This window comes from Ignavibacteriales bacterium (assembly GCA_016214905.1).
GTDB lineage: Bacteria > Bacteroidota > Ignavibacteria > UBA10030 > SZUA-254 > PNNN01.
This window is the reverse complement of the sequence record JACRMQ010000007.1, coordinates 1-17081: the sequence shown is the minus strand read 5'-3', so window position 1 is coordinate 17081 and position 17081 is coordinate 1. Positions and strand designations below refer to the sequence as shown.

The 17081-nt window shown below is 41.3% G+C and carries 13 protein-coding genes, 2 tRNA genes and 2 rRNA genes; 15 read left to right on the top strand and 2 right to left on the bottom strand.

Annotated elements, in window-relative coordinates; all coding sequences use genetic code 11:
* Positions 1–157: 157 nt before the first annotated feature.
* From eutM to HZB59_07355, 5 genes are all read left to right on the top strand, one after another.
* A complete protein-coding gene (gene eutM / locus HZB59_07375; GenBank protein MBI5021236.1) occupies positions 158–451 on the top strand; it encodes an ethanolamine utilization microcompartment protein EutM in 294 nt (97 codons plus the stop codon).
* A gap of 34 nt (positions 452–485) precedes the next feature.
* Positions 486–1085, top strand: coding sequence for a BMC domain-containing protein (locus HZB59_07370; GenBank protein ID MBI5021235.1), 600 nt, complete (start codon positions 486–488; stop codon positions 1083–1085).
* 58 nt (positions 1086–1143) lie between these two features.
* Positions 1144–2070, top strand: coding sequence for a hypothetical protein (locus tag HZB59_07365; GenBank protein MBI5021234.1), 927 nt, complete (start codon positions 1144–1146; stop codon positions 2068–2070).
* A gap of 13 nt (positions 2071–2083) precedes the next feature.
* On the top strand, positions 2084–2800 hold the full coding sequence (locus tag HZB59_07360; protein ID MBI5021233.1) for a pyridoxine 5'-phosphate synthase: 717 nt from the start codon (positions 2084–2086) through the stop codon (positions 2798–2800).
* Between the two features lie 112 nt (positions 2801–2912).
* Positions 2913–3233: a translation initiation factor gene (locus HZB59_07355; protein ID MBI5021232.1), complete on the top strand. Its 321-nt coding sequence runs from the start codon at positions 2913–2915 to the stop codon at positions 3231–3233.
* Between the two features lie 26 nt (positions 3234–3259).
* Here the strand turns inward: HZB59_07355 and HZB59_07350 are convergent, their stop codons facing one another.
* Both HZB59_07350 and HZB59_07345 read right to left on the bottom strand, forming a co-directional pair.
* Positions 3260–4690, bottom strand: a complete 1431-nt coding sequence (locus tag HZB59_07350; GenBank protein MBI5021231.1) for a BamA/TamA family outer membrane protein — start codon at positions 4688–4690, stop codon at positions 3260–3262.
* 18 nt (positions 4691–4708) lie between these two features.
* The gene (locus HZB59_07345) at positions 4709–6514 is read right to left on the bottom strand and encodes a hypothetical protein (GenBank protein MBI5021230.1); all 1806 of its coding nucleotides are present in this window, start codon (positions 6512–6514) and stop codon (positions 4709–4711) included.
* A gap of 142 nt (positions 6515–6656) precedes the next feature.
* Between HZB59_07345 and HZB59_07340 the strand changes: the two genes are divergently transcribed.
* From HZB59_07340 to HZB59_07295, 10 genes are all read left to right on the top strand, one after another.
* On the top strand, positions 6657–8276 hold the full coding sequence (locus tag HZB59_07340) for a GAF domain-containing protein (GenBank protein ID MBI5021229.1): 1620 nt from the start codon (positions 6657–6659) through the stop codon (positions 8274–8276).
* A 15-nt stretch (positions 8277–8291) separates the two neighbouring features.
* On the top strand, positions 8292–8843 hold the full coding sequence (locus HZB59_07335; GenBank protein MBI5021228.1) for a macro domain-containing protein: 552 nt from the start codon (positions 8292–8294) through the stop codon (positions 8841–8843).
* Positions 8844–8954: 111 nt separating this feature from the next.
* On the top strand, positions 8955–10508 hold the full coding sequence (locus HZB59_07330; GenBank protein ID MBI5021227.1) for a hypothetical protein: 1554 nt from the start codon (positions 8955–8957) through the stop codon (positions 10506–10508).
* 108 nt (positions 10509–10616) lie between these two features.
* Positions 10617–11663: a lipopolysaccharide heptosyltransferase II gene (gene waaF / locus HZB59_07325; GenBank protein MBI5021226.1), complete on the top strand. Its 1047-nt coding sequence runs from the start codon at positions 10617–10619 to the stop codon at positions 11661–11663.
* Positions 11660–12928, top strand: a complete 1269-nt coding sequence (locus HZB59_07320) for a 3-deoxy-D-manno-octulosonic acid transferase (protein ID MBI5021225.1) — start codon at positions 11660–11662, stop codon at positions 12926–12928. Before waaF ends, HZB59_07320 begins: the two co-directional genes overlap by 4 nt.
* Positions 12929–12947: 19 nt before the next feature.
* The gene (gene larC / locus HZB59_07315) at positions 12948–14129 is read left to right on the top strand and encodes a nickel pincer cofactor biosynthesis protein LarC (GenBank protein ID MBI5021224.1); all 1182 of its coding nucleotides are present in this window, start codon (positions 12948–12950) and stop codon (positions 14127–14129) included.
* Between the two features lie 278 nt (positions 14130–14407).
* Positions 14408–15970 (top strand): 16S ribosomal RNA (locus HZB59_07310).
* Between the two features lie 119 nt (positions 15971–16089).
* Positions 16090–16163 (top strand) — tRNA-Ile (locus tag HZB59_07305).
* A 36-nt stretch (positions 16164–16199) separates the two neighbouring features.
* A tRNA-Ala gene (locus HZB59_07300) sits at positions 16200–16272 on the top strand.
* Positions 16273–16520: 248 nt separating this feature from the next.
* Positions 16521–17081, top strand: a 23S ribosomal RNA gene (locus HZB59_07295); the annotation flags it as partial.

Genomic DNA, 17081 nt, shown 5'->3' with positions numbered 1-17081 from the left:
GCTGATTTCCTTAGGAAGATGAATATAAGTCAGAAAAAATATACCGAAATACGGATAGATTAGCAACCTAAAATATTGACTATATGCTCCCATTTTGGTATATTCGAATCACGTATTATTGTATTGCAACATATATATTTGATGAAAGGATTCATTAATGGCGGAAATATCACTTGATGCATTAGGGATGGTTGAAACCAAAGGGCTGGTTGGCTCGATTGAGGCAGCCGACGCGATGGTGAAAGCTGCGAAGGTAACACTTATCGGAAAAGAAGTTATTGGAGGCGGTTACGTAACCGTTATGGTTCGCGGCGATGTTGGCGCAGTTAAAGCGGCAACCGATGCCGGAGCAGCGGCGGCACAACGTGTGGGTGAACTTGTTTCTGTCCATGTAATCCCGCGTCCGCATGTTGATGTTGAAATGATTCTTCCGAAACGTTCGGATAAGTAATACAACATTTCTAATTTAGCTTTTTGAAATTCCGATGCTCGATTACGCGTTAGGGATGATTGAAACCCGCGGACTTGTTGGGGCTGTTGAAGCTGCCGATACCATGTGCAAATCTGCGGAGGTTCAATTAATTTCCAAAGAAAGAACAGGCGGCGGTCTCATCTGCATTAAAATAAAAGGAGATGTGGCTGCGGTGAGAGCTGCTGTGGATGCAGGCGCGGCAGCAGCCCAAAGGGTTGGAGACCTGGTCTCGAAGCACGTTATACCGCGCCCCGATTCCGGAACCGAAATACTTATCTTCCCGCCCCGTGTGTCCGTGATTAAACCGACTCCAAAAGCAGAAGAAAAAAAAGCGACTAAAACCACCAAACAAGTTACCAAAGCACCTGTGGTTAAACCACAGAAACCTCCGGTGTTACAGGAGGAAAGTAAAGCCGAAGAAAATATCGAACATCCTGTTGTGGGAAGCGACGATGAGGCGACCTATAAACAGGAATTAGAATCTATGACGGTTCATCAACTTCGTCATTACGCACGCAGTGTGCAGGGACTTTCAATTTTTGGCAGACAAATTTCGCGGGCAAACCGTGATCAACTTATTGCTGAGTTGATTCGGGTGAAATTTCAGAAATGATTAAAGGAATATTTATCAACTCCATCCCTCTTAATTGGATGGAGTTTTTTATTTTTTCATGATGGAACAAAAACGATATCATATTGTTATTGCATCGTTTCTATTCGCAGCGCTTACTTGGATATCGGTTAATTTGCGAGAAGAGTATACAGTAGTAAAGCATTTTCCCGTCGTTCTCGAAAATCTGAAGCAAGGTAAAGCACTCAAATATCCTTTTCCTAAAACGGTCAACGTACGATTCAAAGCCGGAGGGTGGGCGTTGGCGGGATTTTATCTCACTCCCGATCTTAAATATTCAATCGATCTTTCATCCTTAGGTCCCAATGATTTTATTATCACGGCAAAAGATCTTCCCGATCATGTTAAGATTCCGTTTGGAATCCAGCCGATTGAAATTGTTCCAGATACTATGATACTTGCCATAGATGAATATCGTGAAAAACGTGTTCCAATTACTGTTAACCTATCCGCGGGATATAAAACCGGATATGGACAGGTTGGCAGCATACGTGTAACGCCGGACAGCATTACCGTAGGCGGTTCGCGGCATCTCATCGGGACGATCGAGTCTTGGCCAACCGTATTTCGGAGATTCGATGATCTGAATGCGCCACTCAACATCGACTTGCCATTAGAGGAACCGGCTACACCATCTGTCAGGTTGCTTCATACTTCCGCCCATGTGATTGTTGATGTACAACCGTTCGCCGAAAAAATATTTACGGGAATTCCGGTGACCGCGGTTTCAATTCCGCCAAACAGAGAAGTTATTTTCATTCCACCTAAAATGGATATTATAGTTCGCGGTGGCATTGAACAGTTAGCCAGATTATCAACGGAAGATTTTCAGGTAAGTATGAACTATCAGGAGTTAATTGCCGATACAACCGGAACAATACAACCGGCATTTTCATCTCCGCCCGAAATTAAAGTTGTAAGTAAAAAACCCGAAAGATTTCAATATATTATAAGAAAAAAACTGTGAACAGGAACTGCCTATGCGTCTCTGCATAAATTTAGATCATATAGCAACACTGCGCAACGCGCGCGGCGGGGAATTGCCCGATCCGTCTGATGCCGCAACCGTTTGTGAACAAGCCGGAGTGGATGGCATTGTGTGTCATCTTCGGGAAGACCGGCGGCACATCCGCGATAACGATCTGAAGAAACTCCGAAAAATCATCACGACCAAACTCGATCTTGAAATGTCGATAGCGCCGGATATCGTAAAGACCGCTTTGATGATCAAACCGGAAATGGTAACGCTTGTGCCCGAGAAGCGACTGGAACTGACGACTGAGGGTGGTTTGGATGTTATAAAACAGAAAGCGGTATTAAAGAAAGTTATAAATAAATTCCGGGATAACGGAATTTTAGTCAGTCTTTTCATTAATCCAGCCCAAGATCAGATAGACGCGGCGAAAGATGTTGGCGCAAACATGATTGAGATTCATACCGGAGAATACGCGGAAGCAATCGCGGCGCGTGAAAAAAGAAAACATCTTGTGATTATAAGTCAAATGTCGCGTCTTGCACGAAAGCTGGAGCTTGGTGTAAACGCCGGACACGGTTTGAATTACACAAATATACAGGCGATAGTGAAAATACGGGAGATAGAAGAAGTGAGCATCGGTTACGCGGTAATAGTTCGCGCGCTTTCTGTGGGATTGGAAACCGCAGTAAGGGAGATGGTGGCGCTGGTTAAAGGAAAGTAACAGTATAGCGAACGATTTTTAAGAAGTTTGAGAAGTTCCAAGAATCTATAACATTTATTGACCTGAAGGAGTGAATTAATCAATCGGAAAATTCATCACTCCCGACAGAAATATGAAATTAAAATCACTCTCTGATCTTCACTTGATTCTTCCCAATTCTACGCAACCCACACGCGATACCAAGAAGGGTGTACATGATGGCAACGGTAGACAGGTGTGTATTTATCTCGAAACCAAAGGTCGAAAAGGAAAATCTGTAACCATTATTGCCGGTCTGCAACATAATCCCGCCACGATGGAAAAAATAGCGAAGATTCTTAAAGAACGATTAGGAACCGGCGGGACCGTAAAGGATGGTAATATAGAACTGCAGGGCGATCAACGCGTAAGAGCAACTGAAGAGTTAAAAAAGATGAACTATTCCGTTGACTGAAAAACCTTTTTGGAAATCCAAAAATTTTAAAAAGGTCTGTTGATTCTAAGGAACACCATCGGCGGCTGTGCAACGTCTGTTCGCCATGCGAATCCTAAACGCAATTTTGCATCTCTTGTTCCTATGCCAACTCCCCAATCGGAACGAATGGTTGTTTTGTCAAGTGACTTAAATCCGTCTGTTAAATTTGCATTACGATCTGCATCGTTCACATAACCTGCATCGGCAAAAATTATCATGTTGATATTTCGGAGAAGCCACGATGGGAAAAAATCAACATCGTCGAACATCTTGCCATTAACAACATATTCAGCGTTTAGAAGAAGCATTCTGTTGCCGTTGAATTCTTTGAATCTGTATGCCGGTAATGTGCTTAAACCGCCGAGCGAGAATTGTTTTTGAAGAGGTAAATCGCCAGTGGCTGATGATCCGCGTAAACGGATATTGAGGTTATTGTATTTACTTATCGGTTGATAACGGCGCAGATCAATAGTGTATGAATTAAAATCGAAATCACCGCCGAATGCATTTCCGGCTAATTCGGCGCTGCCCGAGAAACTCCAGCCGCCGGTCAACAGTTTACGCGATTCGGTTGAATGGAAGTGCAGTGTAGCAAGAAGGCTGTGCATTCTTCCATCGTTAATGGGAAGATTTTCACGAAATATTCTATCAGTACCGAAGATTGACCAGTTCGTTGTATTTTCCAGAGATTTATAAGAATCGTTTCTGTATGAGATCTGAAATTGTAAATCGGATTTTTGCCAGCGTTTGTAGATACCGGTCCATGCAGAAGCTCCTCTCCTCTCATAATAATCACGGTAATCGTACCGTAGGAGAAATGCTGCCAAATTGTTTTCATCGAGATCAAGCAACCATTCGTCGTGTGTATCTGTTAAGGTGTGACCTTCAACTCCGATTTCAAATAATGTTTCGTTCGTTCCGAATTGCTGGGCGGCACCAATTCCCCCGCGCCATTTGTGCGACTTAAATCCGTAACCACCCGATGCAAAAAGCGACATATGATGATCATCCCAGTAATATTTCTGAGGAAAATTCAGTCCAAGAAACAAACCTTCTACACGGTTATAACGGAAGAGAAGATTTTCATCGATGATTTCCCAAGGCATCGCGGGAGAAATATTGCGGACGATCCCATGTTCCGGTGGAACGGAATAAAGACCGCGCGGGAAACTTCGTTTCTCCGGCTTCCGAATATTTTCGTTGTCGTTAGTTGAAGAATCGACTTCATCATTTTGTTCTTCAAACTCATCGAAGTTTTCAGGTTCATCCCGGAAGATGTAAGTTCCCAATTTTTCGTCGAAACGATGGAAAGCATCCTCTATAATAGAATCTAAATCTTTCTTGAATTTCGATGATTCCTCCTTCTCCTGTGCTACTGAGGAAAAATTCAATAAACCAAGAAATCCAAAAGCCATCAGAAATAATCTCAAGTTCATAATCATATCTCCGGAAAATTATTTGTCTGCATCGTACAATGTTATTCCCCACATAGTTGGGTCATCGGGTGGGTCTGTATTCCAATCGTTGAATGAATGTGAATCATCGGAAGTATAATGAAGTGTGTAGTTTCCTTTTTCGAGCATGATGGTGGTGTTCACCGAGCGATTTTTTCGCCCGCCGCCCGCATGAAACGTCATTCCGTAAGTCATTTCCCAGACAACATGTTTGTCGGAATTTTCTATCCATCCGTAATCGTACATTTCTCTGTTTTGTCCTTCACCTATCGCATAGATTCTGACGCGGGTTAGTTTATCGAGTCTGAATTGATGAGTTTTATTCGCCTCATCACCGACACGAATTATCTGGGTGATAACGCCCGTTTCTTTATCTGTAATATTTTTTTCCACGGTTTGCATTGAGAACGACTCACCTTCACCATAGAGTGTAATTCCCCAATGTTGCGGATCGAACGGAGGTGACCCGTTCCAGTCATCATACGCGTGAGAATCATCGGTTTGATACATAACGGTATAAGATCCTTTGGGCAGCGTAATTATTGCATCTATCATTCTGTTTTTTTCCACGCCGCCGGCATGTTCGGTTTCTTCGTCATTCATTGTCCACACCTTCTCGCGTGTTTTTGAATTGATAATCCAGCCAAAGTCTGCCATTCGGCGCCAATCGTTGCTTCGTTCTCCGATGGCGTAAATACGAACAGGAGTGTCTTCTTTAAGCGAGAAGCTTGCAGAGCGGGATTCATCGTTTGTAATTTTTACCAGTTGCGCGATAATATTTTTTTCTTCAGTCGATTGAAGTAGTTTAAACGCATCTTTATCGGCTGGATTTTTTGCGCATAACGTTATCCCATAATTGAATGGATCACTTGGAGGCGCAGCATTCCAATCTATAAATGAATGAGAATCATCTGTTATGAAATAAAGAACATACTCACCAGCAGGCAGAGTAATCGTTTCATCGGACTTAACATTCTTATCGGCGCCGCCTGCGTCTTTGATACCTGATTTTTTAAATTCCCACACACGTTCTCTCGATTTTTCATTCAGTATCCATCCGTAATCGGCATAAGAACCTTGATAATCTTTTTCTCCAAAAGCATAAATTCGAATCGGCATATCTTTTTTTAAAGAGAATCGCTGACGGATATGAACATCCTCGCCAAGACGTGTTGCTTTGTAAAGTATATTTTGCAATTCTTTCGGTACGTTGAAGGTGGAAATATCAATATTCTTATCGCTTGTGAAAAGAGAGATTTCCCAGTTCTTCGCGACTTTCCTCCAATCGCTTTCGTATTCGTCTGAAAAAACTTCTTCAAGCCAGTTGAAAAAACCACGGCTGTCGGAACGACTTGAAGAGTAGTTTTTCTGCCGATCTATGTTGATATAAAAATTTGAGAATATGGAGCCGCCGCCATACGCATATCCGGCAAAATAAACTTCATAACTTCCCTTTTTAAGATTGATATCATCGTCAAATTTTCTGTACGAGTCTTGACTTCGTGTGTTCGATCTTTCCATTTGCCAAACAACTTCCCTTGTATCTGCGTTGATGATCCAGCCGTACGCAAACATATCTGAATTGAAAATACCGCTCTTTTTCCCACCGCCGCCAACAGCGTAGATATGGATTGTTTGATCGGAGGGGAGAATGAAACCTCCGCTTTTTAATTCGGTTTGCGTGAAATCTTTGAGCTGAATGATTAATCGTTCAGATGCGAATGCAAATGTAGAAATGCAAATGAAGATGAAAAAAAGCAGTCCGATAATCAAGGAATGCCGCAAAAAAGTTTTTATTTGGTTCATAATACGCAGTCTTATAATCTTTAATTTCCTTCTAAAAAGTACGGAAAAGCGTATGAAAGGTTACGATTTATCAAATTTTAATATTTAGCTTGTTTCTATGATCATCTTTTCATATTTTGGGGATGTTTATGGGAAAATTATAATGAAAATGGATAAAATCAAATCGAACGCATTATTTCATAAAGTTGATCCTCAACTTGTTAAAAACACCTCAGGTACGCTTAAAAGAATAAATTACCCTGATGGAAAAATCATCTTTAAAGATGAGCAAAAGGGAGACTGCTTATTCTTAGTTCTTGGTGGCGCTGTTAAGATATCCAAAAAAATGAAAACGGGAGGAGAAATTATCTTAGGTGTATTGCATGAAGGAGATTTTTTCGGTGAACTTGATCTGATCGACAGGCGTCAGAGATCGGCGCAGGCAACGGCAATAGGAAAGTGTTCACTTGCCTGGATGGGGCGTAAGCAATTCAATGAACTGATTAAAGCAAGTCCTGCTTTCTTGATGAATTTACTTACGATGGTAACTTTACGGTTACGATCGAATAATTTGACATATGTGCTCCACCAAGAGACTAATTTGTTCGCTCTCCGCACTCAGCTTGATAAAACGGAACAACTTGTTGAAGCATCCAAAATAGTGAACAGCTCGATAGATGTCGATCACCTTTTAGAATTGATATTTCAAACAGCTGCAAAAACTGTTGGTGCCGATAGAGGCACTTTATATCTAATCGATGATACAAAAAAAGAATTATGGTCAAAAGTACAGAAAGGTTCTTCAAAGGTAGAGATCAGATTACCGATTGGCTCCGGAATTGCCGGCGCTGTTGCGGCAACAGGAGAAGTTATAAATATTCCCGATGCGTACAGCGATTCAAGGTTTAATCCGAAAGTCGATCAACGAACCGGCTATCGCACAAAATCAACTTTATGTATGCCGATGAAAAATCGGGATGGGAAAATAATCGGCGTGTTTCAACTTCTGAATAAGATCAAGGGATGTTTTACAAAAGAAGATGAAGCATTCATAGAGGCATTCTCCGTTCATGCCTCGCTCGCTCTGGAAAACGCCCAGCTTGCGCAAAGGATGATTCAGGAAGAGCGACTCTCTGCCGTGGGGAGAATGGCGAGCACGATAATTCACGACATCAAAAATCCGATGGGAGTGTTGCGTGTATCGGCACAGGTTATTAAAAAAAGATCGCACGATGAGGAGATAAAAAAAGTTGCCGAAGAGATGATGCAGCAGATCGATAGATTCACCGCGATGACACAGGAGATCTTAGATTACGCGCGGGGGATCAGCACATTGAATTTACAGGAATTTGATTTCTCGGACATAGGCAAGACGATATTTTTGATCATCGACAGGGATTTGGATAGACGCAAAATTAAGCTGGAGAAAAAAATAAAATATCGCGGCAAAATTATGCTTGATCCGGATAAGATTCTGCGGGCTTTCTATAATATAGCATCCAATGCCGCCGATGCGATGCCGAACGGCGGGAAATTGACCGTCAATGTTTTTCAGGAAAAAGAATTTCTCGTAATCGAATTTATCGATCGGGGATGCGGAATGCCGCCAGATGTGCGCGCAAAAATATTCGAACCGTTCTTCACTTTCGGAAAGAAACACGGCACCGGACTTGGAATGTCGATAGTTAAAAAAATAATCGACGATCATAACGGAAAAATTAATATAGAAAGCAAACAAAATAAAGGGACAACAATACGGTTGTATCTGCCGTTAAAAAGGTAATTAGAGAAAATCGAAATGGCATCTTCTTATCATATCAATAAAGCGATAATAGAAATCGTTCAGGGTGATATAACAGATCAACAGGTTGATGCTGTGGTGAATGCGGCTAACAATCATTTTTGGATGGGCGGCGGTGTAGCAGGTGCTATTAAACGAAGGGGAGGAGTTATAATAGAACAAGAAGCAATGAAATTGGGACCGGTTGAAATTGGCAGTGCGGTTTTAACCACTGGCGGTAGTTTAAAAGCGAAGCATGTAATTCACGCCGCGGTAATGGGACAGGATCTTCACACAGATGAAATAAAAATCAAGAATTCCACCAAAAGCGCACTATCACTTGCCGAACAGAAAAATTTTTCTTCAATAAGTTTCCCTGCGCTGGGAACGGGCGTTGGGGGCTTTAAGATTTTTCACTGTGCAAAAATAATGATAACCGAAGCGATAGAGTTTTTAATAAAAGCCGAGCACCTCAAACTTGTCAGATTTGTATTATTCGATGCCGAATCTTTTCACGCTTTCGATGATGAATTAAAAATTCAATTTACAACCAAACGGCATCCGGGGTAGAGAATTTTTATCGGGAAATCAGATATTTTATATGTGATAATAGTTGATATTTAAATTTTTTAATTAGATATTACATCGTTAATAATGTTCGATTAACCATAAAGAGGCGATGTGAAGCGGATTATTACCATATTGTTAATCATAGCAATCCAATTCCTATGGCTGGGAGGTATTTCACACAGTCCGAGTGGATTAAACGATCAAAATTCAAAGAACAGCCAATCATCTAAAAGCACTCAAACCGATACAGTAACCATAAACGTTCATGAAGGATGGAATCTGATTTCACTTTCCCTCAATGTTCCCGATTTTAGAACCATAACACTTTTTCCAACAGCAATATCCAGCGCATTTAGTTTTGAAGGGGGATATATTATGAAAGACACACTGGAAGCGGGAACCGGATACTGGTTGAAGTTTGCGCAGAACGAGCAAATAACAATTATCGGCAGTTTGCAGCAGGAATATGGATGCAGTTTACGCACCGGATGGAATATGATAGGTTCATTTAATGAAAAGATTGCCGTCGACAAACTTGAATCTGATTTTTGCGGCATAGTTACATCTAATTATTACGGTTATGATTCCGGCTCGGGTTATTCGCGTGCAGATACGCTTGAGCCGGGTAAAGGATATTGGGTAAAGGCGAGCCAGCATGGTAGTTTGTTTGAAAAAAAGTGGATTAAAGTTTCAGATATATATGATCCAAGAGTAACTGTCCACCCTACAGAACCCAATATACTTTTCGCGACAACATCGTACGATTATTACACCGGTAGTGTCGGTGCTATTTTGAAATCAACAGATTGGGGAGGGACGTGGGATACGTTAGTAACTGGTATTGATCCGTACAAGGTTGTACTTGATCCAAACAATCCAGATGTGGGCTATGCTTCTTTGGGAAGTAGGAACGATTGTCTTCCGGGGATTTTGAAAACAACTGATGGAGGAACAACTTGGTTTCACGCTGATAGTGGATTCTGGTATGATCCTGAATCCCCTAGTGTAGATATTTTAACGATCGATCCAAATAATTCTCAAATTTTATTTGCTGAAGTATATGGCTGGTATGGTTCCTATATGTACAGATCAACAAACGGTGGTGTGTCATGGTCAATTGTGACTATTTATTATACGGACAATTGTGCGCTTGATACAAATTATGTTCTAGATGGACCGTATGCAATTGCAATTGCCCGCTCGAATTCAAATATAATTTATGCAAGCCGATCATTATATAATGATACAGTATTATATAGATCTACTAACGGCGGTGAATCATGGGATATTTTGCATTGTTTTTCACATGATGAAATAGAATCAATTTATTCGATACATGTTGATTCGAAAAATCCTGACGTTATTTATATTGGTGGACGGATATTCCTAAAATCAACGGATGGAGGACAATCGTGGCAAAACTCTAGTAATGGATTGTCCATTCCAGCTTATGCAAATATTTATCTATCCAAAAATCAGGATGCAATATATGCATTATTTCAAAACGGGAGTATATATAAGACCACCGACAAGGCAGCTACTTGGCGACCAATTTTTGTAGAATCTGGGTCAAATTTTTATTTCCAGGATTTAGATGAAAAAAGTGGATACATATATTCAATAAAAGAAGGTGGCGGCATACATAAACTAAAACTTTGCAAATAATATTTTTTTATGATAAATATGTATTATTTTTCAGTCGGCCATTAAGTCAACCTTTTATAATCTCATCCTTGCAAATCCTCTCAAAAAGTGGTAAGTTTCTTAGTCGTTATGCTTACTCCTCAAAAAATTTTAATTATTCGTTTAAGCTCTTTAGGCGATGTAATTCTAACTTCACCTGTGGTGCGCTGTTTGCGTAAAACATTTCCATCCGCACAAATAGATTTCCTGATCAAATCGGAATACGCAGATCTCTATCGTTTCAATCCAAATATTTCATCGCTTATCGAACTAAAATCAGCGGATCCGGATGAGTTGAAATCATTGAAGCAAAAAATCACGCGAACACGCTACGATATAATCATCGATCTGCATAACAGTTTACGAAGCAGATACATCAGATTTTTATCGATGTCTCGGTACACGCGTGTCATCAATAAAAAGATATTGAAGCGATTATTATTGGTAAAATTCGGCGTAAATTTATTCGGAGATAACGAAAGTGTTGTTGATCGTTATTTTAAGACGGTAGAAAAATTTGGAGTAATTAATGATATCCAGGGATTGGAAATATTTATTCCCGATGAAGTTCGCGAAATAACAAAGACATTAGCCGAGCAGTTAAACTTATCGCGTTATCAAAATATTTTCGGATTTGTACCGTCGGCGAAACATTTTACGAAGCGATGGTTGCCCGAGAGATTTGTTGAATTAGGTATAAGATTAAGCCGTGATTACAAATCTAAAATATTAATTTTTGGTGGAAAAGATGAACAAGAATATTGCGACGACATATCGCAAATGATAGACAGCAGATCGGGCGCGAATGTTTCTGACAATCTTGCAGGGAAACTAAATCTTCTTGAAACTGCGGCAACTTTAGATTATTGCAATCTTATAATAACTAACGACTCCGGTTTAATGCACTTAGCCACCGCACGCAAGAAAAAAGTTGTGGCAATATTTGGCTCAACAGTAAAGCATCTTGGATTCGCTCCGTCAGGAACTGAGAGTTCTGTAGTGGAAGCGGTGAGCGTTAAGTGCAGACCGTGTTCCCACATCGGAAGATCTGAATGCCCAAAAAAACATTTTAATTGCATGAAAAAGATTACCGTGGAGATGATGATATCAGAAGTTCATAAGTTGATGTCGGTATGATTTGGAAATTATTCTATAACATTTTAATCGTTCCTGCTCTTTGGTTAGCATTTCGGTTTTACGCCGCCATCAACACGAAAGCAAAGCGATCATGGAATGGGCGTGAAGGATTGTTTGAGCGGTTAGATAAAGGTTTATCTCGCATATCGGATTCTGAAAAAAGAATATGGTTCCACGCATCTTCAATGGGAGAATTCGAGCAGGCAAAACCGATTATTGCCGGATTGAAACAGAAACACCCATCGGTTCGGGTAATAGTATCGTTCTTTTCATCATCGGGATACGAGCATTCCTTGTCGTATAAGCTTGCCGATGTGATAACCTATATTCCGTTCGATAGTGCTAAAAATGCAAGTAAATTTATAGAGATGATTAAACCATTCGGGGCAGTATTCATGAGATACGATCTCTGGCCTAACCATTTGTGGGAGTTGAATAAAAGGAGAATACCTGCATATCTTGCCAGCGCAACTTTCCACCGGAAAAAATACAGGGAGATACCGGTGATAAAAAACTTTCTTCGGGCGCTTTATAATTCGGTCGATTATATCCTGACAGTTTCATCGGTGGATAGAGAAAATTTTATTGAATTTAAAATATCCCGTCCGATAATAAAAGAAATTGGAGATACACGTTACGATCAGGTTTGGCAAAGAAGCGCTGATTCAAGAAGGAAGCAATTACTTGATTCAAAGATCACAGCAGATAAAAAAATAATTGTGATAGGAAGCAGTTGGAGGGAAGACGATATACATTTATTGACTGCGGTCAATCGTTTACTGCTGGAAAATACAAAATTGTTAATCATCTGGGTTCCTCATGAACCGACAGAAGAAAATCTTGATTATCTTGAAAAAGAATTCAATGGAAAAGTGTCAAGCATTAGATTCTCTCATCTCCATAATTATAACGGTGAATCGATAATAGTGGTTGACAGCGTTGGTGTTTTGATGCCTCTTTATCAGTACGCGAATGTTGCGTATGTGGGTGGTGGATTCAGTTCGGGTATACACAATGTCCTTGAGCCAGCGGTGTATGGAATACCGGTAATCTTTGGACCGAGACATGAAAACTCACAGGAGGCAAAATTTCTTATTTCTTCAACGGGTGGGAAATCTGTTCATTCAAGCGAAGAAATTTATCAGGTGTTTTACATGTTAATCAGAGAAGATAAAAAAAGGTTATCAATGGGACGCAATGCACTTGCTCTCGTTGAGAATAATATTGGTGCAACAGAATTGTTTATGAAATATTTAAAAATCTAAAACATTAAGAAGAAAAAAAATGAAAGCAGCTTATTTTGATACAATCGGCGGGATTAGCGGGGATATGACTTTGGGTGCTTTTGTAAATGCGGGTGTAGATTTTCAAGAGCTTGTCGATGAGGTTAAAAAACTTAAACTCAACAATGTTGAACTGGAGGCGTCTCATGTTTCGTGTAATGGTATCGATGCAGTAAAAGTTGATGTAATAGTATCGCTCAATCAGCACCACCATCATCGGGGTATAAAAGAAATTAATGAAATTATCGACGCTAGTACATTGACAGAAGAGATTAAAAAGAATGCAAAAAAAATATTCGCTACTCTTGCTAATGCTGAAGCTAAAGTTCATGGAACAACAGTGGATAAAATTCATTTTCATGAAGTCGGTGCAGTCGACTCGATTGTAGATATCGTCGGAACGGCAATATGTTTAGATAAGCTGGATATTAAAACCGTATATTCATCCCCAATTAAATTAGGAAGCGGTGGTATTATTATAGCCGAGCATGGTACTCTTCCGAATCCAGCTCCGGCAACTATAGAGATTCTTCAGAATTATCCTGTTGTTTTTACCGAAATACCTTATGAGTTAGCAACTCCCACCGGAGCTGCAATAATCAAATCATTATCGATCGGAGTTCTTGGCACAAGAAAATTCACACCTACAATAGTAGGATATGGAGCTGGATCACGAAAAATAAAGGAAATTCCAAACTTATTGCGTATCGTAATTGGTGAAATTGATGATTGTTTAGAAGATAATGTATATCTGATTGAGACGAATATAGATGATATGAATCCCGAAATTTATCCTTATATAATAGAATTATTATTGGAAAATCAAGCTCTCGATGCATTTCTCACTCCAACAATTATGAAGAAGGGAAGACCCGGTACGATTTTATCCGTTTTATGCTATCATTCAGAGATGAATACAATAAGAAAATTATTATTATCGGAAACATCAACTTTGGGATTTCGAATCCAGGAGTGCAGGCGAGAAAAAGTGGAAAGATATAATAGGGAGGTTATCACCGAGTTTGGATTAACGAAGGTAAAAGTGGCGAAAATCGACGGATATGAAAGGATATTTCCTGAATTTGAAGAATGTAAACAGCTTGCGCGGCAAACAAACCTACCACTTATAGAAGTTTATAAGCGGATCGAGGCGGAAATTCACAGAATTCAAAAGGATTTTTAAATTTTATAAAAATACTGAATTGAGATTATATTCAATGATTTTAGAATAAAATAAATTTTCAAATTCAGTAAAAAAATTTGACATCTGATATTAATTTTAGTATATTATTAACCCCACACAATGTGGTTCACCGATCCTAATAGAAATTCTTCTGGGTCGGAATTTTTTTCTCAAGTGTTCTTTGAAAAGATGGTGCATAGCTCTTAGTCAGCTTCAAGAGACTTCAACCTGTTAAATAAACAGGCAAAATCAGGCTCGAAGTTATAATTTTAAAAATTACAACGGAGAGTTTGATCCTGGCTCAGGACGAACGCTGGCGGCGTGCTTAACACATGCAAGTCAGGGAGAAAGGAGTAGCAATACTCTGAGTAAACCGGCGAACGGGTGAGTAATGCGTAGGCAACTTACCTTGTGAACGGGGATAACCCCGCGAAAGCGGGGCTAATACCCGATGAAGTTCAGTTACAGCATTGTAGCTGAATGAAAGATCCCAAAAGGATGTCACAAGATGGGCCTGCGTCCCATTAGATAGTTGGCGGGGTAATGGCCCACCAAGTCGACGATGGGTAGCTGGTCTGAGAGGACGATCAGCCACACTGGAACTGAGACACGGTCCAGACTTCTACGGAAGGCAGCAGTGAGGAATATTGCTCAATGGGCGAAAGCCTGAAGCAGCGACGCCGCGTGAGGGATGAAATCCGTTAGGATGTAAACCTCTTTTGTAGGGGATGAATGTCCCGTTTTACGGGATTGACCGTACCCTGCGAATAAGCACCGGCCAACTACGTGCCAGCAGCCGCGGTAATACGTAGGGTGCAAGCGTTGTCCGGAATTACTGGGTGTAAAGGGTCCGCAGGCGGGTAAACAAGTCGGTGGTGAAATCCTGCAGCTCAACTGCAGAACTGCCTCCGATACTGTTTATCTTGAGTACGAGAGAGGATGATGGAATTCATGGTGTAGCGGTGAAATGCGTAGAGATCATGAAGAACACCGGTTGCGAAGGCGATCATCTGGCTCGTTACTGACGCTCAGGGACGAAAGCGTGGGGAGCAAACAGGATTAGATACCCTGGTAGTCCACGCCTTAAACGATGGATGTTCGGTGTCGGTCCCGTTCAGCATATATTAATATGTGTTGAACGGGATCGGTGCCTGAGCTAACGCGTTAAACATCCCACCTGGGGAGTACGATCGCAAGGTTGAAACTCAAAGGAATTGACGGGGGCCCGCACAAGCAGTGGAGCATGTGGTTCAATTCGATGCAACGCGAAGAACCTTACCTGGGCTTGACATGTAAGCTAAGGCGAATGAAAGTTCGCGTCCCGCAAGGGGAGCTTATACAGATGCTGCATGGCTGTCGTCAGCTCGTGCCGTGAGGTGTTAGGTTAAGTCCTGCAACGAGCGCAACCCCTGCACTTAGTTGCCATCAGGTAATGCTGGGCACTCTAAGTGGACTGCCTACGCAAGTAGTGAGGAAGGTGGGGATGACGTCAAGTCCTCATGGCCCTTACACCCAGGGCCACACACGTGCTACAATGGATGGTACAAAGGGTTGCCAAACCGCAAGGTGGAGCCAATCCCAAAAAACCATCCTCAGTTCGGATTGGGGTCTGCAACTCGACCCCATGAAGCTGGAATTGCTAGTAATCGCGTATCAGCACGACGCGGTGAATACGTTCCCGGGCCTTGTACACACCGCCGGTCAAGCCATGGAAACTGGGGGTACCCGAAAACGCTGCGCTAACCGCAAGGAAGTAGGCGTCTAAGGTAAAACCAGCGACTGGGGCTAAGTCGTAACAAGGTAGCCGTACCGGAAGGTGCGGCTGGATCACCTCCTTTCTAAGGAGCTTTTCTTACTGAAAAGTAAGAAAGCGCTTCGAGATTCAAATTGTCTCGGAAATGATTTAGACTATGCACCCTTTTCTATTACACTTTAGTTCTATAGAAATATATTTATCCCCGGGCCTGTAGCTCAGGTGGTAAGAGCGCACGCCTGATAAGCGTGAGGTCAGTGGTTCAACTCCACTCAGGCCCACAACGGCGTGTACGTTTGATGCCATCACCGTGCCACGGGGCTGTAGCTCAACTGGGAGAGCGCGTGGTTTGCAACCACGAGGTTGTCGGTTCGATCCCGATCAGCTCCACAGAAACAATTTTTAATCGTTCTTTGACATATTATTAGAAGAGTCAGTTTATTAGTAGGTATTAGTAGTTATCCAAGCAATTTCATGAAAATGAGAATGCCAATAGATGAACAAATATATCGAACATGAACTACTATGTAATCCTAAAATTTAATGTTCTTTCCAATAAATATATGAAAAGATGCATCTTAGAAACCTGTTCAACCAGTAATTTTGGAAACGGGTGAAGATACATGTGAATCGATAAAGATTTTTGGTTAAGTTACAAAGAGCATACGGTGGATGCCTTGGCACCAGAAGGCGATGAAGGACGTGGTTACCTGCGATAAGCATCGGATAGGTGGAAACAACCTGTGACCCGATGATCTCCGAATGGGGCAACCCTCTCAGGGTAATGCCTGAGAACTCTACACTGAATTCATAGGTGTAGTAGAGCAAACAGGGGGAAGTGAAATATCTCAGTACCCCTAGGAAGAAAAAATAATAATGATTCCGTCAGTAGTGACGAGCGAACGCGGAAGAGCCTAAACTTTCTGATACATTCAAGGATACGACCGTTGTATCAGGAGTGTTGTGGGGCGCTTGTGGTCTGAATCGTAAATAAGACGGAGAGTAAAAAACCATTATGATAGCTGAATCGTTTGGAACAACGAATCATAGAAGGTGAAAATCCTGTAAGCGAAATTGTAGTGGCTCTCTGATGAGCGTTCCCAAGTACCACGGAATAAGTGGAAGTCTGTGGGAACCTGCGAGAACCATCTCGCAAGGCTAAATACTCTCTGGTGACCGATAGTGAACAAGTACCGTGA

What these genes read in the sequence shown, in the direction of transcription:
- HZB59_07340 (MBI5021229.1), top strand. Translation starts at nt 6,657, where the DNA reads ATGAAAATGGATAAAATCAAATCGAACGCATTATTTCATAAAGTTGAT.
- waaF (MBI5021226.1), top strand. Translation starts at nt 10,617, where the DNA reads ATGCTTACTCCTCAAAAAATTTTAATTATTCGTTTAAGCTCTTTAGGC.
- larC (MBI5021224.1), top strand. Translation starts at nt 12,948, where the DNA reads ATGAAAGCAGCTTATTTTGATACAATCGGCGGGATTAGCGGGGATATG.
- HZB59_07345 (MBI5021230.1), bottom strand. Translation starts at nt 6,514, where the DNA reads ATGAACCAAATAAAAACTTTTTTGCGGCATTCCTTGATTATCGGACTG.
- HZB59_07360 (MBI5021233.1), top strand. Translation starts at nt 2,084, where the DNA reads ATGCGTCTCTGCATAAATTTAGATCATATAGCAACACTGCGCAACGCG.
- HZB59_07355 (MBI5021232.1), top strand. Translation starts at nt 2,913, where the DNA reads ATGAAATTAAAATCACTCTCTGATCTTCACTTGATTCTTCCCAATTCT.
- HZB59_07320 (MBI5021225.1), top strand. Translation starts at nt 11,660, where the DNA reads ATGATTTGGAAATTATTCTATAACATTTTAATCGTTCCTGCTCTTTGG.
- HZB59_07350 (MBI5021231.1), bottom strand. Translation starts at nt 4,690, where the DNA reads ATGAACTTGAGATTATTTCTGATGGCTTTTGGATTTCTTGGTTTATTG.
- eutM (MBI5021236.1), top strand. Translation starts at nt 158, where the DNA reads ATGGCGGAAATATCACTTGATGCATTAGGGATGGTTGAAACCAAAGGG.
- HZB59_07370 (MBI5021235.1), top strand. Translation starts at nt 486, where the DNA reads ATGCTCGATTACGCGTTAGGGATGATTGAAACCCGCGGACTTGTTGGG.
- HZB59_07335 (MBI5021228.1), top strand. Translation starts at nt 8,292, where the DNA reads ATGGCATCTTCTTATCATATCAATAAAGCGATAATAGAAATCGTTCAG.
- HZB59_07365 (MBI5021234.1), top strand. Translation starts at nt 1,144, where the DNA reads ATGATGGAACAAAAACGATATCATATTGTTATTGCATCGTTTCTATTC.